24 protein-coding genes are annotated in these 23,150 nt (G+C 46.4%); 16 read left to right on the top strand and 8 right to left on the bottom strand.

Annotated features, from left to right (window positions below; all coding sequences use genetic code 11):
- Positions 1 to 137: 137 nt before the first annotated feature.
- The 16 genes from FB479_RS18905 (at position 138) to arsC (ending at position 18,171) form a co-directional block, all read left to right on the top strand.
- Positions 138 to 1,589: a polysaccharide deacetylase family protein gene (locus FB479_RS18905; protein WP_142066331.1), complete on the top strand. Its 1,452-nt coding sequence runs from the start codon at positions 138 to 140 to the stop codon at positions 1,587 to 1,589.
- A gap of 159 nt (positions 1,590 to 1,748) precedes the next feature.
- Positions 1,749 to 2,756 (top strand): ABC transporter substrate-binding protein, encoded by a 1,008-nt coding sequence (locus FB479_RS18900; RefSeq protein ID WP_142066330.1) that lies wholly within the window; start codon positions 1,749 to 1,751, stop codon positions 2,754 to 2,756.
- A gap of 176 nt (positions 2,757 to 2,932) precedes the next feature.
- On the top strand, positions 2,933 to 3,700 hold the full coding sequence (locus FB479_RS18895; RefSeq protein WP_142066329.1) for an ABC transporter ATP-binding protein: 768 nt from the start codon (positions 2,933 to 2,935) through the stop codon (positions 3,698 to 3,700).
- Between the two features lie 13 nt (positions 3,701 to 3,713).
- The gene (locus tag FB479_RS18890; protein WP_142066328.1) at positions 3,714 to 5,591 is read left to right on the top strand and encodes an FtsX-like permease family protein; all 1,878 of its coding nucleotides are present in this window, start codon (positions 3,714 to 3,716) and stop codon (positions 5,589 to 5,591) included.
- A gap of 474 nt (positions 5,592 to 6,065) precedes the next feature.
- Positions 6,066 to 7,085 (top strand): ABC transporter substrate-binding protein, encoded by a 1,020-nt coding sequence (locus FB479_RS18880; RefSeq protein WP_142066327.1) that lies wholly within the window; start codon positions 6,066 to 6,068, stop codon positions 7,083 to 7,085.
- On the top strand, positions 7,085 to 9,166 hold the full coding sequence (fhuB, locus tag FB479_RS18875; protein ID WP_483297513.1) for a Fe(3+)-hydroxamate ABC transporter permease FhuB: 2,082 nt from the start codon (positions 7,085 to 7,087) through the stop codon (positions 9,164 to 9,166). The genes FB479_RS18880 and fhuB overlap by 1 nt, the downstream gene beginning before the upstream one ends.
- 120 nt (positions 9,167 to 9,286) lie before the next feature.
- Positions 9,287 to 10,867: an AraC family transcriptional regulator gene (locus tag FB479_RS18870; protein ID WP_255438450.1), complete on the top strand. Its 1,581-nt coding sequence runs from the start codon at positions 9,287 to 9,289 to the stop codon at positions 10,865 to 10,867.
- 117 nt (positions 10,868 to 10,984) lie between these two features.
- A complete protein-coding gene (locus FB479_RS18865) occupies positions 10,985 to 12,004 on the top strand; it encodes an ABC transporter substrate-binding protein (RefSeq protein ID WP_142066326.1) in 1,020 nt (339 codons plus the stop codon).
- A gap of 256 nt (positions 12,005 to 12,260) precedes the next feature.
- Complete coding sequence (gene desA / locus FB479_RS18860; RefSeq protein WP_142066325.1) at positions 12,261 to 13,319, top strand: Delta(5) desaturase DesA; 1,059 nt, start codon at positions 12,261 to 12,263, stop codon at positions 13,317 to 13,319.
- Between the two features lie 63 nt (positions 13,320 to 13,382).
- Positions 13,383 to 14,525, top strand: coding sequence for a sensor histidine kinase (locus FB479_RS18855; protein WP_106652367.1), 1,143 nt, complete (start codon positions 13,383 to 13,385; stop codon positions 14,523 to 14,525).
- Positions 14,522 to 15,121: a response regulator transcription factor gene (locus FB479_RS18850; protein WP_106652368.1), complete on the top strand. Its 600-nt coding sequence runs from the start codon at positions 14,522 to 14,524 to the stop codon at positions 15,119 to 15,121. The genes FB479_RS18855 and FB479_RS18850 overlap by 4 nt, the downstream gene beginning before the upstream one ends.
- 85 nt (positions 15,122 to 15,206) lie before the next feature.
- Positions 15,207 to 15,671 carry a hypothetical protein gene (locus FB479_RS18845; protein WP_185746390.1) on the top strand — a complete coding sequence of 155 codons (465 nt, stop codon included), beginning with the start codon at positions 15,207 to 15,209 and terminating at the stop codon, positions 15,669 to 15,671.
- Between the two features lie 212 nt (positions 15,672 to 15,883).
- Positions 15,884 to 16,189 (top strand): arsenical resistance operon transcriptional regulator ArsR, encoded by a 306-nt coding sequence (gene arsR / locus FB479_RS18840; RefSeq protein WP_106652407.1) that lies wholly within the window; start codon positions 15,884 to 15,886, stop codon positions 16,187 to 16,189.
- A gap of 64 nt (positions 16,190 to 16,253) precedes the next feature.
- Positions 16,254 to 16,691, top strand: a complete 438-nt coding sequence (locus FB479_RS18835) for an ArsI/CadI family heavy metal resistance metalloenzyme (protein WP_142066324.1) — start codon at positions 16,254 to 16,256, stop codon at positions 16,689 to 16,691.
- Positions 16,692 to 16,706: 15 nt separating this feature from the next.
- Entirely contained in the window at positions 16,707 to 17,747 is a 1,041-nt protein-coding gene (gene arsB, locus FB479_RS18830; protein WP_106652370.1) for an ACR3 family arsenite efflux transporter, read from the top strand.
- 19 nt (positions 17,748 to 17,766) lie between these two features.
- A complete protein-coding gene (arsC, locus tag FB479_RS18825; RefSeq protein WP_142066323.1) occupies positions 17,767 to 18,171 on the top strand; it encodes an arsenate reductase (thioredoxin) in 405 nt (134 codons plus the stop codon).
- A gap of 68 nt (positions 18,172 to 18,239) precedes the next feature.
- On the opposite strand, the gene FB479_RS18820 is transcribed toward arsC, so the two are convergent.
- The 8 genes from FB479_RS18820 to FB479_RS18785 all read right to left on the bottom strand — a co-directional run bounded on the left by FB479_RS18820 (position 18,240) and on the right by FB479_RS18785 (position 23,045).
- On the bottom strand, positions 18,240 to 18,770 hold the full coding sequence (locus FB479_RS18820; RefSeq protein ID WP_106652372.1) for a GNAT family N-acetyltransferase: 531 nt from the start codon (positions 18,768 to 18,770) through the stop codon (positions 18,240 to 18,242).
- A gap of 177 nt (positions 18,771 to 18,947) precedes the next feature.
- On the bottom strand, positions 18,948 to 19,715 hold the full coding sequence (locus FB479_RS18815) for a matrixin family metalloprotease (protein ID WP_142066322.1): 768 nt from the start codon (positions 19,713 to 19,715) through the stop codon (positions 18,948 to 18,950).
- A gap of 329 nt (positions 19,716 to 20,044) precedes the next feature.
- Positions 20,045 to 20,503, bottom strand: a complete 459-nt coding sequence (locus FB479_RS18810) for a hypothetical protein (RefSeq protein WP_142066321.1) — start codon at positions 20,501 to 20,503, stop codon at positions 20,045 to 20,047.
- 226 nt (positions 20,504 to 20,729) lie between these two features.
- The gene (locus FB479_RS18805) at positions 20,730 to 21,023 is read right to left on the bottom strand and encodes a spore coat protein (RefSeq protein ID WP_142066320.1); all 294 of its coding nucleotides are present in this window, start codon (positions 21,021 to 21,023) and stop codon (positions 20,730 to 20,732) included.
- 14 nt (positions 21,024 to 21,037) lie between these two features.
- Complete coding sequence (locus tag FB479_RS18800; RefSeq protein WP_142066319.1) at positions 21,038 to 21,232, bottom strand: hypothetical protein; 195 nt, start codon at positions 21,230 to 21,232, stop codon at positions 21,038 to 21,040.
- A 30-nt stretch (positions 21,233 to 21,262) separates the two neighbouring features.
- Entirely contained in the window at positions 21,263 to 22,399 is a 1,137-nt protein-coding gene (locus FB479_RS18795; protein ID WP_142066318.1) for a zinc-dependent alcohol dehydrogenase, read from the bottom strand.
- Positions 22,400 to 22,414: 15 nt separating this feature from the next.
- Entirely contained in the window at positions 22,415 to 22,786 is a 372-nt protein-coding gene (locus FB479_RS18790) for a spore coat protein (RefSeq protein ID WP_142066317.1), read from the bottom strand.
- A gap of 13 nt (positions 22,787 to 22,799) precedes the next feature.
- Positions 22,800 to 23,045, bottom strand: a complete 246-nt coding sequence (locus FB479_RS18785; RefSeq protein ID WP_106652379.1) for a spore gernimation protein GerQ — start codon at positions 23,043 to 23,045, stop codon at positions 22,800 to 22,802.
- Positions 23,046 to 23,150 lie beyond the last annotated feature (105 nt).

Genomic DNA, 23,150 nt, shown 5'->3' with positions numbered 1-23,150 from the left:
AATGGTAGGATTATCTACTCTACCAAAATTGCTAAACAGAGTATAATTTTAGCTATGGAAGTTGAGAGTTAAAAATCAATGCCTCTAACTTTTTCATAATCCCGACATCAAAGCAATGATAGGATAAGGAGTAATAAATGATTATATCCACCAAACTGCGCAAAGGGATTGCACTGCTCATGACAGTCGTGCTCTTCTCCGGATGCTCGATGTTTGCGAGCAAAGATGAATCCACTGAGCGCCAGAAGATAGAGAAGGAACAGAAAATCACGCGATACACGGGTGAAAAAAGCAAGGCGCTGTCTCATGTATACACGGGGCGCAAGGAACTAGCTCTGACGTTTAACGGCATGGGCGACGATAAAATGATGAAAAGTCTTTTGGAGCAGCTAGATGCTCATAAGATCAAAGCAACCTTTTTTCTCCCGGGCATGCGTGTCGCCGAGGAGCCAAACATCGCCAAGGACATTTTGGCCCGCGGTCATGAAATCCAAAACAACACACTGAGTCAGCTGGACATGAGCAAGCTCAGCTACGAGCAAATCTATCGGGAGATTCAGTTGAGTAATGAGGTAATCAAACGCGAAACGGGTATTTCGCCTCGCTATGTGAGAACCAAATCTGGCGATGTGACAGATGATGTTCGTTTGGCAGCCGCCCATCTCGGGATGGAAGCGGTCGTCAGCTACACGATCAACCCGAAGGACCGTGATTTGCAAAAAGACGCAAAAACCATCGGAGATTACATAGCTCGCTACATGTCTAGGGGCAGCATTATCTCGCTCAATACGGACATCAATCCTGAGGTGATTCCGGCCATTCCATTGATCGCCAAGGCAGCAGCGGATATCGGCTACCAGTTTGTCCCGCTCAGTGAGATGGTGAAAAACGGCGGTGAACGCAAGCCGCTGGAACAAATACCAGGCTTTGACGCAGCCAAACTGAATCCACAATTCGAAAATGCCAAGTACGAGCTCGTCTATCAGGTCGACACAAATAAAAAACAGATCGCGTTAACCTTTGACGACTGGGGAAGCGACAAAACCGTAACGAAACTATTAGACATTTTGGCAGAGCATAATGTCAAAGCGACCTTCTTTTTACGGGCAAAAGGGGTGGAGAACAATCCGAATTTGGCGAGAGCGATGGTGGAGAGTGGTCATGATGTAGCAAACCATTCTTACAGCCATCCGGTCATAACGACGCTGACAACGGAAGAATTGCAGAAGGACGTGGTCAAAGCACACCAGGTCATAACCGAAGCGATCCAACAGCAGCCTGTCATGCTGTTCCGTCCGCCTACTGGCGTAGTAGACGACCATACAGCCAAAGTGATTGCAGCCACAGGATACAAGGTCATTGCGTTGTACGATGTCACCACATTGGATTGGGACAAGAAAAACAGCGCCCAAGATATTGTAAATGGCGTCATGAGCAAAACGAAAAATGGCAGTGTCATTTTGCTGCATATGCTCGATGACATCCACACGATTGAGGCGCTTCCGATTGTACTGGAAAGCCTGAAAAGCAAAGGCTACACCTTTGTAAAGATGGACGATATGATCAAACAAAGCCGTTCCGGCAACTAATCCCTTTCTCAGAAAGGGATTTTTTTTGCCTTTTTTCGCAAAGCTCGGGCGATTGACAGTAAGAATACTCTTTGCTATAGTTTTGACGATAATGATAATCAATATCGATAAGGTCATTCCTTACATTTACCTTACAAACGTACATAAGGGAGGCTCATCATGCTTACGAACAAAACAGTAAAAGCTGTCCTTGCTGTCATTTTTGTGTTCTCGCTTTTTTTGACGGCATGCGGTGGAGCAAATACGGCAACGCCAGCACCCGCGACGGATTCTGCTTCCAAGCCAGCTGACAAGTCTACAGGAGCTCCTTCTGAGAACAAAATGCGCAGCATCGAAACACCCAAAGGGACGATTCAAATTCCCGACAAGCCACAACGCATTGTGACTGACTACTACGCAGGCGAGTTGATTGCAGTAGGCGGAAATGTAATCGGTGCAGAGACGGAAGCTTTCAAAAGCCCGTTTACCGTTGAACAATTAAAAAATGCGCAGGACGTAGGCAGCCCGCGGATCAATGTGGAGAAAACGTTAGCGCTCGCTCCTGACCTCATCGTCGTCATGTATGATGACAATTATGAAGCCTTGTCCAAAATCGCTCCAACCGTTTATCTCCCGTACGGTACGGCGACAAACATTTACGATACGGTCAAATTGTTCGGAGAAGTGGTTGGCGATAAAGAAAAGGCAGACAAGTTCATTGCAGACTTTGACAAGAAGGCTGCCTGGGGTCGCGAAAAGCTGAAAGGCATCGTGGATGAGAATGCGACTGTCGGTCTCTACGAGTTGACCAACAAAGGAGATTTGTGGATCTTCGGCGATAACGCAGGGCGCGGTGGTCAAACGGTGTACAATGCATTGAAGCTGAAAATGCCGCACGCAGGCAAAGCAAAAGAGCAAACCGTACAGCTGTCCATGGAAACCCTGCCAGAATATGCGGCAGATTACATGTTCGTGACTTTCTACAACCCGGAAAAGAATAGTGAAGCCTTGAAAACCTTACAGGAGTCCGCTGTCTGGAATGCTACACCTGCTGCCAAAAACAATCAGATTTTCTACAACGACTACGATACATTCTATCGCTATGACCCAATCGCGATCACAGCACATATTGATATGTTCGTAGATATGCTGATCAAAAGACATGAAGAGAACAAGAGCAAAAAATAGATCACAAGAAAAGTCATCGCTTCCCGGATGGCTTTTTTTCGTCTCACGTAATAAACCTTACAAAATGTAAAGATAACTGTAAGGAACATCAATAGCTCCTATTCTGGAATTTGGTTACAGTTAATAGCGACCGAAACAACGAACGCTAACCAATAGATAGAATGGAGGAACGTAGAATGAGTGCTGCTGTACTAGAAGTGAAAGACGTTCAAAAAATATATGGGACAAAAGGTGAAAGCCAGTCGCATGCCTTAAAAGGCGTATCGATGACCATAGACAAAGGTGAGTTCGTGGGAATCATGGGGCCATCCGGTTCGGGTAAAACGACTCTGCTCAACGTGATTTCCACACTGGATCGTCCAACAGAAGGCTTTATTGAAATTGCGGGAACGAACATTACACAGATGAAGCGTAATCAGCTCGCAGATTTTCGCTCGCAAAAGCTCGGCTTTATCTTTCAAGATTTCAACCTGCTAGAGAATTTGTCTGTGTATGAAAACATTGCATTGCCGCTGTCTCTGCAAGGTGTCCCTTCCAAAGAAATCAGCACCAAAGTAAGTAAGGTAGCACAAACACTCGGGATCGAAGAGATTTTGCAAAAATATCCGGTTCAAATTTCCGGGGGACAAAAACAACGCGCCGCAGCAGCACGCGCACTTGTGCATGATCCTGCGATTTTGCTGGCGGACGAACCGACGGGTGCCCTCGACTCGAAGAATGCGAAAAGCTTGCTGGAAACGATGACAGATTTGAACGAGAACCACCAAGTATCAATCATGATGGTTACGCATGATGCTTTTTCTGCGAGTTATTGCAAACGTATCTTGTTCATTCAGGACGGCAAGCTGTACACCGAGATTCAACGTACGGGGGATCGTCAGCAATTTTTCAAACAAATTCTGGATGTACTGGCCGAGCTAGGTGCATCACATGATGTACGCTAGGAGGTAACATTTCATGCTTTTAAAGCTATCCTTGTCCAGTATGCGGAAGATGATGAAGGACTATCTGGTTCTGCTCGTGGGTCTGGTCATCTCGATTTCGATTTTTTACATGTTCCAGACGCTTGCTCTCAATTCAGATTACACGAAAAACAACTCGATGATCTCTTCGATTCAGATCGTTTTTAATGTAGGGGCATTCCTGCTGGCGTTTATCACGATTTTCTATATCTTCTATGCGAACTCATTCCTACTCTCGCTGCGGCGCAAAGAGCTCGGAATGTACATGGTGTTAGGTGCGAAGAAGGGGAAAATCAGCCAGATTTTGTTCCTGGAAACATTGACGATGGGGATCCTTTCCCTGGTGATCGGTAGTCTGGTTGGTATTGCGCTTGCAAGCGGCATCGGCGTCTTGCTCATGAACTTGCTGGAGATTTCAACAGATGGGTACTATCCTTTTTATCTGCCAGCGGTTTGGGTGACATGGGGATTCTTCCTCATTCTGTTTATCATCACATCCACGATCAATGCGACTCGTTTGGCTCGTGCTACTGAGCTCGCTCTCATCCGTGCGGAGCAGCAAAATGACCAAATCAAGTCAAAAGGAATCGGAGCGGTTTTGGTCGCTATCCTTGGCGTTATCCTGTTGGCTCTAGGCTATACATGCTTGCACTTGATCATGTACCTGCAAGCACTCGGCTTTATCGTCGGGGCTATTTCATGCACAATCGGGACGTACTTGATTTTCATCTCGTTGCTGCCAGTTCTTGTACAGGCTTTGAAGAAAAATAAAAAGCTGAATGACAGCAAGTTGAACGCATTCACCTTTGCTCAGCTGCGTTTTCGGGTGAATAACCTGACCAAAATCCTCGGTACAGTAGCGATGTTGATCGGGCTTGGTGTCGGGGCGATGGCAGGGGGCTTGGCCTTCCAGCAAAACGTCAATTTGTTTACCACGGTGTTCCATGTGTATGACGTGAATCTGCATGATCCGGTTGAAGCGGATTATGAGGCACTGAAAAAAATGAACGTCCTGGAGCAAAATACGTATCGATACAAAGTCGACGACAAGGCGTATTACTACTTGAAGGAAGACTTGCTGGCAAATCCGCTGCTGATTTCCACGAACAGCACTCAAAATTACTCTGCTGACAACAAGCCAAAACTTGTGGCAGATCCGCTTCCAAAAGAGACGTATATCATTAGTGCGTCAAAAGAAGACAACGGTAAATACGATGCTGTTCCTGAGGATTGGGACAAAGGGATATCTACCAATTTTATCAACTACCAGATGATTGAGGGCAAGTCTGTACTGGTTGTGGATCAGGCGACGTATGAGCAAACCGCTGGAAGTGAACACAAGGTTCTCCTTGCCCAAGTAGACGATTATTTGAAATACACGCAGGAATTTAAAGCAATGGATGAACGCCAAAAGCAATTGATTGGGTCTATCACAAATGTGGAAGCGAAAGACGTATACACTTCTTCCAAATACAGCACGTATTCGGGCATGTATATTTTCACAAGCGGGACGATGTTTATGGGCTTCTTCCTCGGAATTGCCTTCCTGGCGATGATGGCGAGCTGCCTGATGTTCAAAATCTTGTCCGGTGCTTCCCGTGACAAAGACCGATACAGCATGCTGAGAAAAATCGGCGTACGTCAATCGTTGCTCGTAGGTTCGATCTATAAAGAGCTGTTCATGGTATTCATTTTCCCGGCGATCATCGGTCTGATGCACGTATTGATCGGCATGGAGATGTTCTCGTTCATCCTTTTGGATCCGTATCTGAACATCTGGATTCCAACACTGATTTTCGTTGTGATCTATGCGATTTACTATTACATTACGGTTCAGCTTTATCGTGGAATTGTGTTGCCAAAAGAAGCGTAAAGAATCAATCCTCCTCATTTGAGGGGGATTTTTTTGCTTTTTATTCGGAGCAGTTGTGGGGGGAAGAAGCGCATTTCCAGTCTATGCTTCGGCCTACGCCCCCCAAGGGGGATTGACTGGCCGCTTCGGAATAAACGGCGGGAGCGCTTCAAACGTTGAAATTTCGATGAAGGATTCCATCAGTGAAGCTTAAATTCCCCGCCATTTATTCCGAAGCTGGGGCGGGCTCCAGAGGCGCTTGGACTGGAAATGCGCTTCTTCTTACGTAGCCTTGGTTAAATAACTTGAAAGTGACTTCAAGAAGCTACTTCCAGATCAAAACAGTTGGAAAACAGAAAAAACTAGCACATCCCACCGTTGACAAAGATAATGATAATCATTATCATAATCAATGGTTGATTGGAAATCATGTCCATCATGAAACATCCTTTATCATTCGATGTAACACCCAGAAAAGTAAGGGGGAAATTTTTCATGCGTCTTATGAAATTACCAGTGATGCTTGTATTTTTGTCTGCGATGCTGCTACTTGCTGCTTGCGGCAATGCAGGGTCAACTGCACAATCTGGTTCCAACCAAGCTGCTACAGCTCAGCCTGACGCGGCGAAGCCGGCTGAAGAGCAAGTGCGCACAGTGAAGCACATGATGGGAGAGTCGACCATCAAAGGCACTCCTAAGCGTATCGTTGCATTGGAATGGAGCTCAGCAGAGCATTTGTTGGCTCTTGGTATTCAGCCTGTGGGGATTGCAGATATTCCGAATATGAGAAAATGGGTCAAACTCCCTGTGGAGATAGCTCCAGAGGTAGTGGATGTAGGAAGTCGTACTTCCCCAAACCTGGAATCGATCATGATGTTGAAGCCAGATTTGATTATCGGTATTAAAAGAAATGTAGAAGCGAATTACGACGAAATGAGCAAAATTGCGCCAACGATTGCTTTTGATACGAATCCGGCTGAAGGTCAAGGATCACAGTATGATCGAATGATCGAGATCTTCAAGCAAATTGCGGATATCACGGGTAAAAATGCAGAAGCCGAAGCCGCTTTGAAAGACCTCGACAAGACTTATGCGGAAGCAAAAGAAAAGCTGACCAAAGCTGGCGCAGATAAAGTTCCATTCGTCCTCGCGATGGGCTACAGCAGTCAAAATGCGGTAGAATTCCGTTTGTCTACGGACAACTCTACAGCAGCAAGCATCTTGATTCATATTGGTCTGACAAATAAGTATAAGCCCAAGAAATTTGAGCAAACAGGAATGACACTGGCAGATGTGGAGGCACTACCAGCGTTGCAGGATGCAAATTTCCTCCATATCATTCAAAATGATGACAACGTGATTGACAATCAATTGAAGAACAACCCGGTTTGGAACGGCCTTACTTTTGTGAAAGAAAATCGTGTCTATGCCCTGGGCGGAGATCTGTGGCCTTACGGTGGTACCATGTCTGCAAAGATTCTCGCGAATAAAGTCGTTGATTTGTTGGCAAAATAATGAGTTTAGCCAAAAATAAAATGTTCACACGAACTGACATCACTCCAGCCACTTCCTCGCAAAGAGGGGGCTGGAGATTGTTCTTGATGTTAGGGAGTGGGCTGGTCGCTCTGCTGGTTCTTACATTTGTCAGTTTGACACAGGGAATGGCAGACATTTCTCTGCGTTCTGTCGTACAGGCCATTATTGCTCCGCAGGATATCTCAGATCACCATATGATACAGGGTGTCAGGCTTCCGAGAACGGTCATGGGGCTTTTGTCTGGTGCAGCATTGGCGATTGCCGGAGCTTTGATGCAGACGGTGACACGAAACCCGCTCGCGTCAGAAACGACACTAGGCGTAAATGCAGGTGCTTATTTCTTCGTGGTGTTCGGGATGGTTTTTTGGCCATCACTCTTGCATGATCACCCGCTTCCCTTTGCGATGGCGGGCGGAATTCTCGCAGCTGTTACCGTATACTTCATGTCTGGCGGGCGAAAAGGTACGCCAGTCCGTGTGGCATTGTCCGGGATGATTGTGACCTTGGTGTACTCCTCCTTGACGAGTGCCATCATCTTGTTTAATGAAGAAACGACCAATGGCATTTTCCTCTGGGGCTCAGGTTCTTTGAAACAAAATGACTGGTCGGGTGTAGAATTCAGTTGGCCTTGGATTGTAGCCGGGATTTTGGTCAGCATTTTCATGTCCAGGCAGCTTGATGTACTTACCTTTCATGAAGAAACGGCGAAATCATTGGGGCAAAAGGTAGCGAAAACACGACTTTTCACCATGTTTATTGCGATCTTGGTTACGTGCGTCAGTGTCAGTGTGGTCGGGCCAATCGGCTTCATCGGTCTCGTGGCTCCGCATCTGGTACGATTGTCAGGCATCACTCAGCATAAATGGCTGTTGCCGCTATGTGCCATCTGGGGGGCAGCGCTGCTGGTGGCTTCCGATACGATTGCACGTATGTTCATCAATCATTATGGTGAACTTCCGGCAGGAGCCATCACTGCTGCTATTGGTGGACCATGGTTGATCTGGCTGGCTTTGCGTGTCTCGCGCAGTATGAGTGCGGGGACTGGAGGCTCGATGAGTGTCGGAGGAGCACAACGCAAAGTTTCGTATCCGTTGATTGTGTGCACGCTTGCTGTGCTGCTCGTGGTCGTTTGGATGCTCAGCTTGTCCAGCGGAAACCTGTACCTGCCGTGGACAGAGATCATCGCCATTTTCATGGGACAAGGAAACGAGATGTACAGTCAATTGGTGTTTGAGCTTCGAATGCCGCGACTGTTGACGGCGATGCTGGCAGGTGTGGCACTCGCGATCAGCGGAAGCCTCATGCAGAGTGCAGTACGAAATCCGCTGGCAGATCCACAGATTGTAGGTGTAACGAGCGGTGCGGGTGTAGGGGCGATTATCGTGCTCCTCGTGTTTCCTCAACTCTCGGCTTGGATGCCGCTTGGGGCCGTTGCAGGGGGAATCATCTCAGCTGCGATTGTGTACGCGGTCTCTTGGAGAAGGGGACTCAATCCAATCATATTGACGCTTGTAGGTATTGCGGTTTCTGCCGCAGGTGCCGCCCTTATCAATATCTTGATCGTACATTCCATGATCTTGGCAGCGCCTGCACTCACTTGGCTGGCAGGAAGTACATATGGGCGGGGATGGATGGAAGTAGGCCGCCTGTTGCCTGCGATCCTCGTTCTAGCTCCGATCGCGTGGTGGTTAGGACGTCGGGTGGATCTTTTGTCATTTAACGACGAGAGCTCGACTGGATTGGGGTTAAAGGTGCGGATGACGAGGTTGTCTGTGGCAGTCATTGCGGTGTTGCTCGCTTCAGCGGCAGTTGCCAGTGTCGGAGCCGTAGGATTTATCGGTCTTCTCGCTCCGCATGCAGCACGTATGCTGGTTGGACCCCATCATCGCCGTGCAGTTGTCGTCTCAGCCATGCTTGGGGCTGTATTGCTGGCTGCTTCTGATTTGCTGGGAAGGATCGTCATGATCCCGAAAGATATTCCGGCCGGGGTCGTAGTGGCGTTGCTAGGCGCACCCTATCTGTTCTTGCTGATGTTCCGTTCGAATCGCTCAGCACAATAGACAGGCAGGTACTTGCCAAATAGAAAGATCTCCAACATGATAAAAGTAGAACAGGCTGATTCTGGCAATCAGCTTGTCTGCTTTTTTTGCTATTTCCGGTGATAGAAGGATGTGAGTCTGTTGACGATTTATCAAGATTATCCTGGCTTTTTGATGACCGTCTTTCGCAAACAGCGATTGAAACATTTTCACCTGCGTCAGGTGGAGGTAAACACCCATGTCCTTTGCTATGTGGCAGAAGGAAGTGCAGAGATTACGGTGGATGGTCAAAAGCAGGTGCTCGACGCCGGAAAGCTCTTGTTGTTGCGCCCGACGGCGAAGATAGAAGAATTGCGGTGCCAATCAGGACCGTTTCACATATACAGGCTGCATTACGTGGAAGTGAGACACGACCAGTACGAGAGCGTTCCCGAGAGGAAAGGAGTCAAGGTTTTGGCTGTCTCTACTCCCGCCTCATTTCTGACGGTATTGGAGGAGCTCTCGCAATTGACACGGAAGCGGGACTACTCTTCTTTTTTGCGGAGCCAAGCGCTGCTCTACGAGCTTTTGGGTATTGTTGATGATGAACAGAAAAAGAATGAGGAAAAGGGCATTGGAGCGATTGAGGAGACGATCGCCTACATGCAGAAGCACTACCGCGAGTCACTAGAATTGGGAAGCTTGCCGAAACTGGCGGGGTTGACCCCTAGCTCTTATTGCCGTGCTTTCAAACGTGCGACGGGAATGACACCTGGGGAGTATTTGACTGGGTTGCGGATGGAGCATGCCAAGGAGCTGCTTGCCCATTCTGGAGGAAGTGTGAAGGATGTGGCTCGCAACGTAGGCTATGCCGATGAGCTGTATTTTAGTAGACTCTTCAAAAAGCGAGAAGGATTGTCGCCGCAAATTTATATAAAGCAAAGTGAACAGCGGGTAGTCGTGGTTAGCAAGCTGTTTTTGCAGGATCATTTTCTTGCGATGGGAATTCAGCCGATTGCTGCCCCCTCCTTCCCGAACTACTTTGAAACGAGGACGGGCTTTCCTTCTTATTTGCAGCAAAAGCTGCGCGGGACAAAAGCACTGAATGCAGAGCAGTTGATCGATCCGAAAGAGATTTTGACTTTGTCGCCTGATGTGATTGTCAGGATGAATTTTTTCCACAATCGGGAGGCAGGAGATTGGGAGAAAATAAAAGGAACGGTCTCCTTTGACGGCTATCCGAACTGGATTGACTACCAAACCAAATTGGCGACGCTCTTCAAAAAAGAGAGTCAGGCAGAGAAAATCATCAAGCACATCGACAAAGTGGAAAAACAGGCAAGAGATGCACTATTGCCGGTTACGCGCACGGGTGAATGGACGATGATTCGCGTGCTGAAGGATGAGGTGCGCCTGTACGGCGTAGAGGGACACGCCCTCGCTGACTTGTTTTATCACAAGCTTGGGTTTGCGCCTGATCCGAATGTGACCCATGCGGCCTATAAACCAAATGCGCTTATCGATCTGATCGAATTGAACCCGGAGAGAATCATCGTGTTCTGGAGCGAACGGGAACATGTGGCAGCACTGTGGAACAACCCGCTGTGGAGAGACTTGCGTGCGGTGCGGGAAAACAAAGTGTACCACCCAGCCAATCATGAATGGGACCCATGGGGACCGTTTGGCAGAGAGCATACGATTCAAAGGAGCACAGCGTATTTTCTCCAGGTCGCACAGGGATAATCTGGTCCATGGCAATTAGACAATCACGTCCATAGAAAAGTAAGAGGAGTCTCTATATACTATCAATTGATAATTGTTATCACTAAGTTGATAAGCAGAAGTGGGGGCATTCTCGATATGAAAAGTAAGACCAGTTTACGTACCATGCGCCACATCATGACCAGCTTCTTTGCGCTGTGCTTGCTGGTTGTCCTTGCCGGTTGTGGAGGCAATGCCAATCAAGCTCAACAGGCGCCAGCTGCATCGGGAACGACGACTGAGGCTACTCCAGCACCAGCCGATGCGAATGAAGTACGTGAAGTGAAACACGCAATGGGCACAACTCCCATTAAGGGAACACCAGAACGTGTGGTTATTCTAACAAATGAAGGTACGGAAGCCTTGCTTGCACTTGGCGTTAAGCCAATCGCTGCTGTACAGTCCTGGGATGAAGATCCATGGTATCCTCACATCAAAGATGAGATGACAGGCGTAGAAGTGTTGGGCTTTGAAGACCAGCCGAATCTCGAAGCGATTGTCAGCCTGAGCCCTGATTTGATCATAGGGAACAAAGTACGTCATGAAAAGATTTATGATCAACTGTCCAAAATCGCTCCAACCGTATTCTCTGAAGAGCTGTCCGGAAGATGGAAAAGCAACTTCACGCTCTATGCAGAAGCACTGAACAAGAAGGCGGAAGGCGAGCAAGTCCTGAAAGAATTCGACGACCGTGTAGCTGCTGCGAAAGCAAAGCTGGGTCCTAAAGCTTCTACCAAAGTATCCGTAGCGAAATTCTCCAAAAAAGGCGTACAAATCTATCAAAAAGATACCTTTAGCGGTGTGCTGCTCGATCAGCTGGGACTCGCACGTCCAGCTTCCCAGGACGTAAACAGCTTTGCAGAAATGATCAGTGAAGAAGGCATGTCCGCTATGGACGGGGACATCCTGTTCTACTGGGTAACGGAGCCAACGAAAGAATCTACAGACATTGCGAACAATGCGAAAAAATGGATGGAAAGCCCAGTCTTCAAATCTCTGAATGTGGCGAAGACCAATCAAGTTTACCAAGTAGACGAAACGGTCTGGAACAAAGCAGGCGGCATCAAGGCAGCGAATTTGCTGCTCGAAGATATCATGAAGCGCCTTGATGTGAAGTAAAAAGAATACGGCGTCAAAGCAAAAGACCTCATCTGGAAGAATGGATGGGGTCTTTCCTTGGTATAATATGGGATGTACCGCTTAGTTTATGTACCCTAAATTTCCCAGTCATTTGTTTAACCATGACATTTGTCATGTCCTCGACTTGACGTTTATGACTACAGCGGTCAGACGCTATTTTCTACAATAAAGATAGAATATTGCGTCCGGCGAATTCACATGTCCCTGTACGCTTCAATCGAGGAGGAAACAAGCAATGCAACAAGCTAACATTGCCCAGTTGAAAAAGAATGTTGCCCCCTTTGAAAAATCAGACCTAAAAAAGAGCATCCGACAGCTCATCAATACGTTGGTTCCGCTGATTGTACTCTGGTACGGTGCTTATCTCAGTCTGTCTGTGTCCTATTGGCTCACGCTGCCTATCGTCATTGTCGCAGCTGGTTTTGTCATCCGTACCTTCATCATTTGTCACGATTGCTGCCACCAATCCTTTTTCAAAAATCGTCTGGCGAATGACATCGTTGGTACGATTACCGGTGTGCTGACCCTTGTCCCCTATGAACAATGGAAAAACAGTCACAATATTCACCATGCAACGAGCAGCAACCTCGACAAACGAGGCGTAGGCGATCTATGGATGATGACCGTCAATGAATATCTCGAGGCTTCTATCTGGCGTAAAATCGCTTATCGGCTGTATCGCAATCCGATCGTCATGTTTGGTTTGGGTCCTATTTTTGTCTTTTTGCTCCAATATCGTTTTAATGTAAAGCGAGCTCGCCGCAAAGAGCGGTTGAATACGTATTTGACCAATGTGCTGCTGGTCGGTCTTTATGCGCTCTTAATCTGGGCGGTTGGCTGGCAAGCATTCCTGCTGATCCAAGGTCCGATCTTTTTCGTCTCCGGCTTGTTTGGGATTTGGCTGTTTTATGTGCAGCATACGTATGAGGATTCGTACTTTGAGAACGATGAAGAGTGGAGCTACGTGAAGGCCGCTGTAGAAGGAAGCTCCTACTACAAGCTGCCGAAGGTTTTGCAATGGATCACAGGCAATATTGGCTTTCACCATGTTCATCACTTAAGCCCACGGGTACCGAACTACAACCTGGAAAAAGCACATAACGATACACCGCCGCTTCAGATGGCGACAACGATTACACTGGCGTCCAGCTTGCAGTGCCTGCGTTTTCATTTGTGGGATGAGAGCAACAAGCGCTTTGTGAGCTTCAAAGGCATCAAGCGGTTGGCTGCTGCTCAATCGGAAGCGCTCATGGATGCACTCCAAGGCTCCAAACCGAGTTTGGAAGGAAAATAAGCCTGCCATAAACCTTTGAATTCCGATACACTTGAGAGAGTGGCGAAGAAAAGGTGGGCAAGTATGCAGAAGCAGAAGTGGTATCACATTCTTCAAAAAAATACGGGCTTGAGCCCTTATGTGTGGGTTGTCTTCTACATCCTGCCATTCTATTTTATCTTCCGGTCCTCTTCGACGTACGAAGCAGTGATCGGAATCATCATGATCATTCTGTTTTTCATTTGTTATGTATTCTCCTTTCTGTCAAAGGGCTGGCTGGTGTATTTCTGGACGAGTGTGCAAATCGTTATATCGGTCGCCATGACCTTGATGTTCGGCTATGTGTATTTCTCGCTCTTCCTGGCGTTTTTTATCGGGAATATCGATAATAAGATCGGCTTCGTTACGCTGTACACGGTTCATTTGATTAGCACCACCATATCGGTCAACATCGGCTTTTTCACCAAAAACGCGCAATTGATTGGCCAGCTTCCGTTTGTTTTGGTTAGCATGATAGCTGTCATTCTCTTGCCCGTGACGACGTACAACTGGAATAAGCGAGAGAAGCTGCAGGGAGAACTGGAGCATGCAAACAAGCGAATATCGGAGCTGGTCAAGCTCGAGGAACGCCAACGCATTGCCCGTGACTTGCACGATACGCTGGGACAGAAGCTTTCCTTGATTGGATTGAAAAGCGATTTGGCGAACAAGCTGATCAACAAAAATCCTGCTCTGGCACGAACGGAGCTGGAGGAAATCAGGCAAACGGCGCGTATCGCTTTGAAAGAAGTACGGGAAATGGTCACGCAAATGCGTGGGACACGGCTAGAGGATGAGATGTTTCGGATCAAGCAAATTTTCAAGGCAGCGGAAATTGAATTCGTGCTGGAAGGCGACACGAATCTGACCAACACTTCGCTGATGACGGAAAACGTATTGTGCATGTGCCTGAAAGAAGCAGTCAACAATATTGTGAAGCATAGCAATGCCACCGTCTGCTCCATCGTCATCGAACCCACTCTTACCGATCTCGTCGTAAGCGTAACAGATAATGGAATTGGAATGGCGGAGGAATTGGTCTACCGAGGCAATGGTTTGCGTGGGATGAAGGAACGGCTGGAATTTGTCAATGGAAGCATGGAAATCCAGTCCTCAGTGTCTGGAACACAGCTAGTGATTCGGGTACCCAACGTCTTCAAACAACCGGAACAGGAGGCGGGAGGATGATTCGCATTGTCATTGCAGAGGATCAGCGGATGCTATTGGGAGCCCTTGCTTCCCTGCTCGATTTGGAAGAGGATATGAAGGTCGTCGGTAGAGCAAGTAATGGTGAGGATGCCGTCAAGCTCGTGCATCAGCATCAACCCGACATTTGCATTATGGATATCGAAATGCCAGTCAAAAGCGGATTGGACGCTGCCGAAGAATTGAAAGGCAGCGGCTGCAAGGTAATGATTCTAACGACCTTTGCTCGCCCAGGTTACTTCGAACGAGCACTGAAGGCAGGTGCAAACGGCTACTTGCTCAAGGACAGTCCGAGCGAAGAGCTGGCCAGCTCGATTCGCAGCATTATGGCAGGGCGGCGGATCTATGCCCCTGAGCTGGTCGATGAGGCATACGGGCAGGAGAATCCGCTGACGGAGCGGGAAAAGGAAGTCCTGCTCTTGATCGCTGACGGCAAGAACACCAAGGAGATTGCCAGCCAGCTGTACATTACGACGGGGACTGTACGGAATTACATCTCCGTCATTCTCGATAAGCTCGGTGTGAGCAATCGGATCGAGGCGATTATGCATTTCAAGGAAAAAGGCTGGTTTAAGTAGCAGACCAGCTGGAGAAGGCCCTTTCTGTTTTGGCAGGAAGGGTTTTATAATATTTCGACGGAGTCGTGGATGGAGGAGCATTCTGTTGAAGCTGAACAAAATAGAAGTGAAGAAGATGACAAGTAAATACTGCGATCATGAACATGAGTGTGTATTGATTGATGAGGTCCCGCTTGATGTTATCCTTCACTCTCTTTACCCCAATCATCATTTGGAAGGATTAATTCCGACTATCCTAAACTGGATAGATGAACCAAGAGAGAAGGCTTTTGTACGAAGCCGATACGAGTCATTCAAGCAGAGAGAAATGCTTCCCATATTGATGTGTCCCGACGATTGTGATTTGTGGTGCACAATAATAATCGTTGAAGTTGTAAGGAGTGAAGGCATTATCAAGTGGGAGCGATTGGGTATTGACCAATGTACACGGGAAGATTTGATTAACAGTTTTGAAAATATAGGGACAAAAGTAGATTGGCTTGAAAAGGTACCGAGTATGACGTTTCAACCAGAGGAGTATAACTCTCAAATAAGCAACTTGATAAGATAAAGGGAGTAACTTTGGTATGTAGTCTACTCATAGTTAGGTAAGTGCATGTGGGGATAGTTCGCTTTCTATTACAAAAATGAACGAGTGGAAGCAAACGTTATATCTATTCATCAAAAAAAATTGATATACAAACGTTGCGTTTTCTTGGAAACCACGCATATAATAAATACATCAAAAAAAATTGATGAATGAGGGTATTATTCATGAACGATATGAAGCAAAAGTTGGAGCAATATGAGAAGAAATTCAAAGCTCTTGCCGATCAGAAACGATTAGAAATTATGTATGAGCTTTGTCAGAGAGGCAAGACGTGCGTATGTGACCTCACTGAGGTTTTTGACATGCCACAATCCAAGTTGTCCTATCACCTCAAGATCTTATTGGACGCAAACCTGATTGTGAAAGAAACAAAAGGTACTTGGAGTTATTACGACTTGAACGACAGCGAAGTCAATCAACTGTTATCGGAAGAGCTTTGTTGTATTTTCAGGAAAACAGGTAAAGGCAGCTGCTGCTAATTTTTTTTAAACCTTATATCAATTTTTTTTGATGAATCTATCTAATCATAGGAGGAACATGAGAATGAAGTATGTTCACGTTGGGATTAACGTTACGAGCCTGGAGAAATCGATTGAATTTTATCAAAAGGTATTTGGAGTAGAGCCTGTGAAGGTAAAGACCGATTATGCAAAGTTTTTGCTGGAAAGCCCGGGGTTGAACTTTACGTTAAATGTCCGAGACGCCGTTAGTGGGAATCAAGTCAATCATTTTGGATTCCAGGTTGAAAGTACGGAGGAAATTGTTGCTCATAAGGAAAGGCTAGAAAAAGAAGGCTTTTTCGCACGAGATGAGATGGATACGACATGCTGCTATGCTGTGCAGGACAAATTTTGGGTAACAGATCCGGACGGGAATGAATGGGAATTTTTTTACACCAAGGCTGACAGTGGCGTTCATAAAATCGAATCCTCTTCCTGCTGTGCAGATTCAAATACAGTCGTAAGCAAAGCTTGCTGTTAAACGAAGGAGTGCTTCATGAAACAACTATCTTTTTTAGATCGCTACTTAACCCTGTGGATTTTCCTAGCTATGGTTATTGGGATTACGGTAGGAACGTTCTTTCCGGCCTTCACAAGTGGATTGAACAGCTTGCAAATTGGCACAACATCCATCCCTCTTGCCATTGGTTTAATTCTGATGATGTACCCCCCTTTAGCAAAAGTTCGTTACGAAGAGATGGGACGTGTCTTTCAAGATCGCAAGGTTCTTTTGCTGTCCCTCATTCAGAACTGGGTGATTGGTCCGGTTTTGATGTTTGTATTGGCTATCGTTTTCCTGCCAGATAAGCCAGAATATATGGTAGGGCTGATAATGATTGGCCTGGCACGTTGTATTGCGATGGTGATTGTATGGAATGACCTGGCAAAAGGCGATACCGAGTATGCAGCCGGGCTTGTGGCCTTCAATTCAGTATTTCAGATGCTTTTCTTTTCGGTCTATGCCTATGTGTTTGTTACGATTATTCCAGAATGGCTAGGCATCCAGGGAGCAGTCGTTGACATTACGATGGCGGAAGTAGCCAAATCAGTGTTCATCTACTTGGGTATCCCATTTCTTGCAGGGATGCTGACGCGCTTTACTTTGGTGAAAGCAAAAGGCAGACAGTGGTACGAGAAAGTGTTTATCCCCAAAATAAGCCCTATGACATTAATAGCGTTGCTTTTTACGATCGTCGTCATGTTCTCGATACAAGGAGAAAATATCGTGAGTGTACCAGTCGATGTCGTTCGAATCGCGATTCCTCTTCTTATCTATTTCATCTTGATGTTCTTTATTTCGTTCTTTATGGGGAAGAAGATAGGCGCAAACTATCCGGTGACAACGACTCTTGCGTTTACGGCAGGCAGTAATAACTTTGAGTTGGCAATTGCTGTGGCAGTCGGTGTTTTTGGGATTCACTCAGGTGCCGCCTTTGCAGCTGTCATCGGTCCTCTTGTTGAAGTCCCGGTGATGATTGCCTTAGTTAACGTAGCATTATGGTTCAAGCGAAAGTATTTTGCCAATTCAATATCGTAATGGAAAAGGTGAGTATATCATGGAAAACAAAAAGACCATTTACTTCTTATGCACAGGGAATTCTTGCCGAAGCCAAATGGCAGAAGCGTGGGGAAAGAAATACTTGGGTGACTCGTGGAATGTGTTTTCTGCGGGGATTGAAGCGCATGGTGTCAATCCAAATGCCGTTCGAGCGATGCAAGAAGTAGGAATAGACATTTCTACGCAAACTTCTGACGTCATTGACCCGAATATCCTAAACAAAGCGGATCTGGTCGTGACACTATGCAGTCATGCAGACTCCGTTTGCCCAACCACACCTCCTCATGTGAAACGCGTCCATTGGGGATTTGACGATCCCGCAGGAAAAGAATGGTCTGAGTTTCAAAGGGTTCGAGATGAAATTGGGACACGTATTAAAGCGTATAAGGAAACGGGAAAGTAGTTTTGGGTGAGGGGGAAATGGAGTGTCGCTGTACAGCGAATGGAGGCTGTCAGAAGACACTCCATTTCTTATTTCTCCAACGAATAAAAACAGTCATTCACCATCTTACCCGCAATTTCAGTGCTTTCGGGCACGATTTTATCCAGCTTCATTCCTGCCTTCTCCAAAACACGGCGTGAAGCCACATGCTCTTCGGAACAAACTGCCGTAAATTTTTTGAATCCAAAAGTATCCACAGCGAAATCAAATACGCGTCCGATTGCTTCCGTAGCATAGCCCTTGCCTTTGTATCCTTCCAGTATGATGAAGCCTACTTCCGCAGTGAGATTTTCTCGTTCTTGGTTACGGGTGCAGATGCTAATCAAGCCAACGTTGTTACCAGAGTCGGTTTCACGTACGATCCAGGTTAGCCAGTGTGTCGATTCAAGGCTCCACGGAGCGAGTTCTTTCTCAAAGTTACGGCGGATATCTTCATCGCTCATGGTCGCTCCGATATGCTCCATCAGTGTCGGGTTGGAATAGATGGAGCGGATCAGCTCCCAATCGGGTAATGCTACTTTTGTGAGAGTCAGGCGCGTACTGAGGATTTGATTATTCATGGGGATTCTCCTTTGGGAATTGTAAGGAATATTTCTAATAGTATACGCTGTTGAATGAGAAGGAAAGGAGTCTATCACCAAGAATTGCGCTGTTAATTGTTAATCAAAAAAAGGCCGTCGATTTTCTCGACAGCCAAAAGAGTGCCTTTGCATTGTCTTTTTTTGTGGGCAATGGAGTTATCGACTAAAGATGTTTCTAAGCTCATTGATGTCGTTTTGGGTCGGAGCAGTGATTCTCGTTAACCAAGAGTTATTCATGATCGAGTAATCCGATCTGTGATTTAGTCGTAATACATGCCCAATCTCATGAGTAGCCAAGGCTTCTAAATAAGCGGCGTTTCTGTTGCTCACTCTGTTCCATTGGATAACTGTGCCACCGGTTACTCTGGAACCGTTCGATTGCCACCAGCCAAATCCATCATAGCCCCTCGCATAGCCTTCACCTAAGGTAATGGGGGCATTTTTTGTTGGTGTTAATGAAACAATGCCTGTGTTGTTCCAATTTCGAATGGCATTTTCATAGGCCTGTTTAAGAGCAGGGATATTCGTCGTAATGGTTACCTGATACGAAACTAAGACATTGTTTTGATCGGTTGCAGGTGGGTTTCCATTAATAAAAGCAGACGCAACATAGTATTTCACGCCGTTATTCTCGTAGAAGAACCATCTATTATCAGGGGAGCTTGTCCAATAGTCATTGAGCGAGGTACCTCGGGTCCAACCAGAAAATTGTACACGGGTATTTGGTTGAAGCCTGTCGATGATAGCGGCAGAAGTTGTCGGTCCGGTACGGATATTGACAGGGATCGGAGCGGATACACCGCTAAAATCCACGCGATATTCGGATTGATCCTGTGCGTTTGTCGGCGTAACAAAATATCCATTTACAAGAGTGACAAGAGTAATGGTGAGCAATAAAAGTTTACCCAAAATTCTTTCTAACATCATGAGGCTCCTTTCCAAACAAGAGTTTTCGTTTTTTCCAGTACAGTTCTCTGTAGACCTCCTTCTCATTTTTTTGATGACAAAAACAATTCCATTCCTACTAGTTCATCTCTTTTAAGTAGTTTGAAATTGTTTTTCTAATGGTAAAATATACATCCAGTATTTTCAAGTTAAATACAAAAAATTCACAATATGGAACACTTTTTGCATTTTTTTATGGCCAAAAAGAAAAGGAAACAAGCTGATGTCGATTGAGTTTCGACGTCAGCTTGTGGAGGATGCATGCCATGTGCTTAACTATTTGGGATGCGGTTATCCAATTGTTCTGATTAGCCTATACGTTTGATCAGGTTCATTGTTCCCGATGATCTGACTATGACCCATCCGTCAGGAATAGGCGAGCCTAGCATCACCCATACCTCCTGACCAGAGGGAGCGTTGTTCAGATTTTTAATCTGGTTCATGGTTCCGGAACTTCTGATCACAACCCACCCGTCAGGAATAGGTGAGCCGAGCATTACCCACACTTCGTAACCAGCAGGAGCATTGTTCATATCCTTAATCAGGTTCATATTGCCAGAAGATCTGATCACGACCCATCCGGTTGGAATAGGGGAGCCGAGCATGACCCAGACTTCCTGACCAAATGCGGCATTTTTGATGATTGTTTTTGTGGAGGCTGGCGCCTTCTCCTGTAAAGGTAGAGCGGCCCCTTGGGCTTTCGCGGCTACACTTGGTACAGCGACAACTGAGCTTAATGTCAGGATGATCAAGGCTTTTTTAAACATGAACATCAACCTTTCATGAGAGGGGAATATGTAGCTCTGAAACGATCATCGAGTGGATGCCAGATGTTGCGGTACTCCATCAAAAATATGAGATGTTGCACTTCCTTAAAATATCTATATATACCATTTTATAGGATGTTTGTTCCGTTTACTTTAGGAGATATTGTCGAATGGTAGACAAAGTAGTAAGGATAAAAGAAAAGCACCCAAAAAGGGTGCTTTCACTTCACGGAAGATTTAATGCGGTCTGGATATTTTGCTGATCCAACTGAATCTGCTCGGTAACATTCCATGGATGGTACCAACCTCGCTCAATCATGTACAGGCTGATCTTTTCGTGCAAATCGATTGCTTCTTCCAATTGCTTGGTTAGTGTTGCCTTAATTTCTGGGGTGCCCGTTTCCGTCAGTGCCATCGCATAGTTCCGCACACCGCTCTTGGCTGAGATGAGAAAGTCCATGGCGATTACTTGATCCGTCAGCCCACCCATACCGGCTAAGCTTTGAAGAATGCCACTCATTCGTTTGTTTCCCCCTATGAATTTGACTTTGTAAGTAGAGAGCTCAGCTCTTGAAGCTGTCTGGTGGATACGAGAACATCGTCTGCCAAAAGCTGTCTCAACGTCTCATCGGAAACCAGGCCTTGCATCGTCTTGGACTTGGTCATGCAAATGGTTTTAAAAGAAGCAATTTCATGCAGTTCAAGCTGTTCGTGCAATCCGTAACTCATCGCAGCAGCACCCTCCTTCCCGTCATTTCATCAAGGCTTTAGAACGACTTTGATGCAATTGTCTGTTTTCGTATCAAACACTTCGTATCCACGCTTTGCTTCACTCAAGGGAATGACGTGCGTGATGATGTCGCCTGGATCGACTTTTCCGGTGGTAATGAGCTCATACATATACGGCATGTAGTGGATCACTGGAGCTTGTCCGGAGCGTATGTTGACATTGCGTTGCATGATGTCTCCAAGAGGGAAGGCATTATAGCGCCCGCCATAGACACCGGTAATTTGGATCGTGCCGCCTTTGCGGACTGCTTGGGAAGCGATGACGATTGCCCCCATGGCGCCTCCTTGCAGCTTCAAGCCACTCGCAAGAAACTCCAGAGCAGACATTTTTCCATCCATACCAACAGCATCGATGACAACGTCAGCTCCACCCTTCGTGATTTCTTTCAGGTAGTTGCCGATATTCTCCTTTTGCTCAAAGTTTACGATTTCTACGTTGTTCGTACGCTTTGCATGTTGCAGGCGGTAATCGATATAATCAACCGCAATCACACGTTTTGCACCCTTTAGCCAACAAAACTTTTGGACAAGAAGACCTACGGGTCCACAGCCGAGGACAATCACGGTATCTCCGTTCTTGACACCTGCGTTATCTACGCTCCAATAGGCAGTTGGCATAACATCGGCAATCAAGCACAGCTTTTCATCTTCTACCTCGCAGTTTTCGGGTAGCTTGAAATGGGTAAAGTTCGCAAAGGGCACCCGCAAATACTCCGCCTGTCCCCCAGGATAACCGCCAGTTGTAGCGGAATATCCGAAAAAACCACCCATATCGCCATTCTCGTTTGAATTGTCACATTGGCTTTCTAAATCGTTTTTGCAATAAAAGCATTCGCCGCAAGCAATCGTAAATGGAATGATGACGCGGTCACCCTTTTTCAGCTTGGTTACACTGGGGCCTACCTCTTCAACAATGCCCATTGGCTCGTGACCGATAATATAATCCTCTTGCAAATTGGGGATCATGCCATGAATTAAATGGAGATCGGATCCGCATATGGCGGTGCTTGTCAATTTCACGATCATATCATCGGGCTTTTCCATCTTCGGATCGGGCACATCTTTTACCACTACGTTTTTAATGCCTTGGTATGTAACAGCTTTCATCAATAAGTTCCTCCATTACTGGTGTTCATCTGGTGTCCGATCGAACATGCCTTTTCGCGAGGTATCCTCAGGAAAGAGGTTCATTTGCCCGATTTGGATCGTTTCCAAGGCGGAGAGGTGGTCTAGTTGGTACTGTTCATGGAGTTCGTAGGGATGGAACCACTTTTTACTGAGCATCAGTTCCGCGATTTCTTGATGGAGAGCAATTCCTTGATGAAGTTGTTTTCGCAATACGGCCCTTGCTTCCGGAGTAACGGTTTCAGTCAGAGCGATTGCCGTGTTTCGGACACCTTCTTTGGCACGCATGAGGAAGTCCATAGCAAAAGTCATATCTGCCTTCTCCGGCATGTTTAACGCATGAATGGGATCTTGATAATCGTTGTTCATCGGATTTTCACCTTCAGTTTATGATGGGGGTCGGACGAGTTTGCGGGATCGGTGCCTGGAAGGGTGCTTTCTTGTAAATAGCCTGAAGCTCCGCGATTGCTTGCAAGGATTGCTCTACATCTTTTTGCATCAACGCTCGTAAATCCTGATCGAATACAATGCCTTGCATCAGCTTGGATTTGGCGAGGCAGAGTGTTTTGAAGTTAAGTACTTCATGAATATCCAGTGATTCATGGGCAGCCAACGTCTGTTTATTCATCGTACAATCCTCCTTTTGGGCTTTTAACAGTTCTATTCTGTCCTATGTACTTCTTGGTATTCGAAAGATGGCTGTCAACGAAGTTAATTTTTTGAATAATCTGGA

Origin of the sequence: Brevibacillus sp. AG162 (genome assembly GCF_006715575.1) — a bacterium.
In the GTDB taxonomy this organism is placed as follows: Bacteria; Bacillota; Bacilli; order Brevibacillales; family Brevibacillaceae; genus Brevibacillus; species Brevibacillus brevis.
Note: the sequence above shows the minus strand (reverse complement) of the source record. Positions and strands in the feature narration are given on the sequence as shown.

Excerpts from the sequence above, each read along its gene's own strand:
- desA (WP_142066325.1), top strand. The coding sequence starts at position 12,261 with ATGCAACAAGCTAACATTGCCCAGTTGAAAAAGAATGTTGCCCCCTTT.
- FB479_RS18890 (WP_142066328.1), top strand. The coding sequence starts at position 3,714 with ATGCTTTTAAAGCTATCCTTGTCCAGTATGCGGAAGATGATGAAGGAC.
- arsR (WP_106652407.1), top strand. The coding sequence starts at position 15,884 with ATGAAGCAAAAGTTGGAGCAATATGAGAAGAAATTCAAAGCTCTTGCC.
- FB479_RS18835 (WP_142066324.1), top strand. The coding sequence starts at position 16,254 with ATGAAGTATGTTCACGTTGGGATTAACGTTACGAGCCTGGAGAAATCG.
- fhuB (WP_483297513.1), top strand. The coding sequence starts at position 7,085 with ATGAGTTTAGCCAAAAATAAAATGTTCACACGAACTGACATCACTCCA.
- FB479_RS18815 (WP_142066322.1), bottom strand. The coding sequence starts at position 19,715 with ATGTTAGAAAGAATTTTGGGTAAACTTTTATTGCTCACCATTACTCTT.
- arsB (WP_106652370.1), top strand. The coding sequence starts at position 16,707 with ATGAAACAACTATCTTTTTTAGATCGCTACTTAACCCTGTGGATTTTC.
- FB479_RS18800 (WP_142066319.1), bottom strand. The coding sequence starts at position 21,232 with ATGAGTTACGGATTGCACGAACAGCTTGAACTGCATGAAATTGCTTCT.
- FB479_RS18795 (WP_142066318.1), bottom strand. The coding sequence starts at position 22,399 with ATGAAAGCTGTTACATACCAAGGCATTAAAAACGTAGTGGTAAAAGAT.
- FB479_RS18820 (WP_106652372.1), bottom strand. The coding sequence starts at position 18,770 with ATGAATAATCAAATCCTCAGTACGCGCCTGACTCTCACAAAAGTAGCA.
- FB479_RS18790 (WP_142066317.1), bottom strand. The coding sequence starts at position 22,786 with ATGAACAACGATTATCAAGATCCCATTCATGCGTTAAACATGCCGGAG.
- FB479_RS18895 (WP_142066329.1), top strand. The coding sequence starts at position 2,933 with ATGAGTGCTGCTGTACTAGAAGTGAAAGACGTTCAAAAAATATATGGG.
- FB479_RS18865 (WP_142066326.1), top strand. The coding sequence starts at position 10,985 with ATGAAAAGTAAGACCAGTTTACGTACCATGCGCCACATCATGACCAGC.
- FB479_RS18785 (WP_106652379.1), bottom strand. The coding sequence starts at position 23,045 with ATGAATAAACAGACGTTGGCTGCCCATGAATCACTGGATATTCATGAA.
- FB479_RS18855 (WP_106652367.1), top strand. The coding sequence starts at position 13,383 with ATGCAGAAGCAGAAGTGGTATCACATTCTTCAAAAAAATACGGGCTTG.
- FB479_RS18900 (WP_142066330.1), top strand. The coding sequence starts at position 1,749 with ATGCTTACGAACAAAACAGTAAAAGCTGTCCTTGCTGTCATTTTTGTG.
- FB479_RS18810 (WP_142066321.1), bottom strand. The coding sequence starts at position 20,503 with ATGTTTAAAAAAGCCTTGATCATCCTGACATTAAGCTCAGTTGTCGCT.
- FB479_RS18880 (WP_142066327.1), top strand. The coding sequence starts at position 6,066 with ATGCGTCTTATGAAATTACCAGTGATGCTTGTATTTTTGTCTGCGATG.
- FB479_RS18850 (WP_106652368.1), top strand. The coding sequence starts at position 14,522 with ATGATTCGCATTGTCATTGCAGAGGATCAGCGGATGCTATTGGGAGCC.
- FB479_RS18805 (WP_142066320.1), bottom strand. The coding sequence starts at position 21,023 with ATGAGTGGCATTCTTCAAAGCTTAGCCGGTATGGGTGGGCTGACGGAT.
- arsC (WP_142066323.1), top strand. The coding sequence starts at position 17,767 with ATGGAAAACAAAAAGACCATTTACTTCTTATGCACAGGGAATTCTTGC.
- FB479_RS18905 (WP_142066331.1), top strand. The coding sequence starts at position 138 with ATGATTATATCCACCAAACTGCGCAAAGGGATTGCACTGCTCATGACA.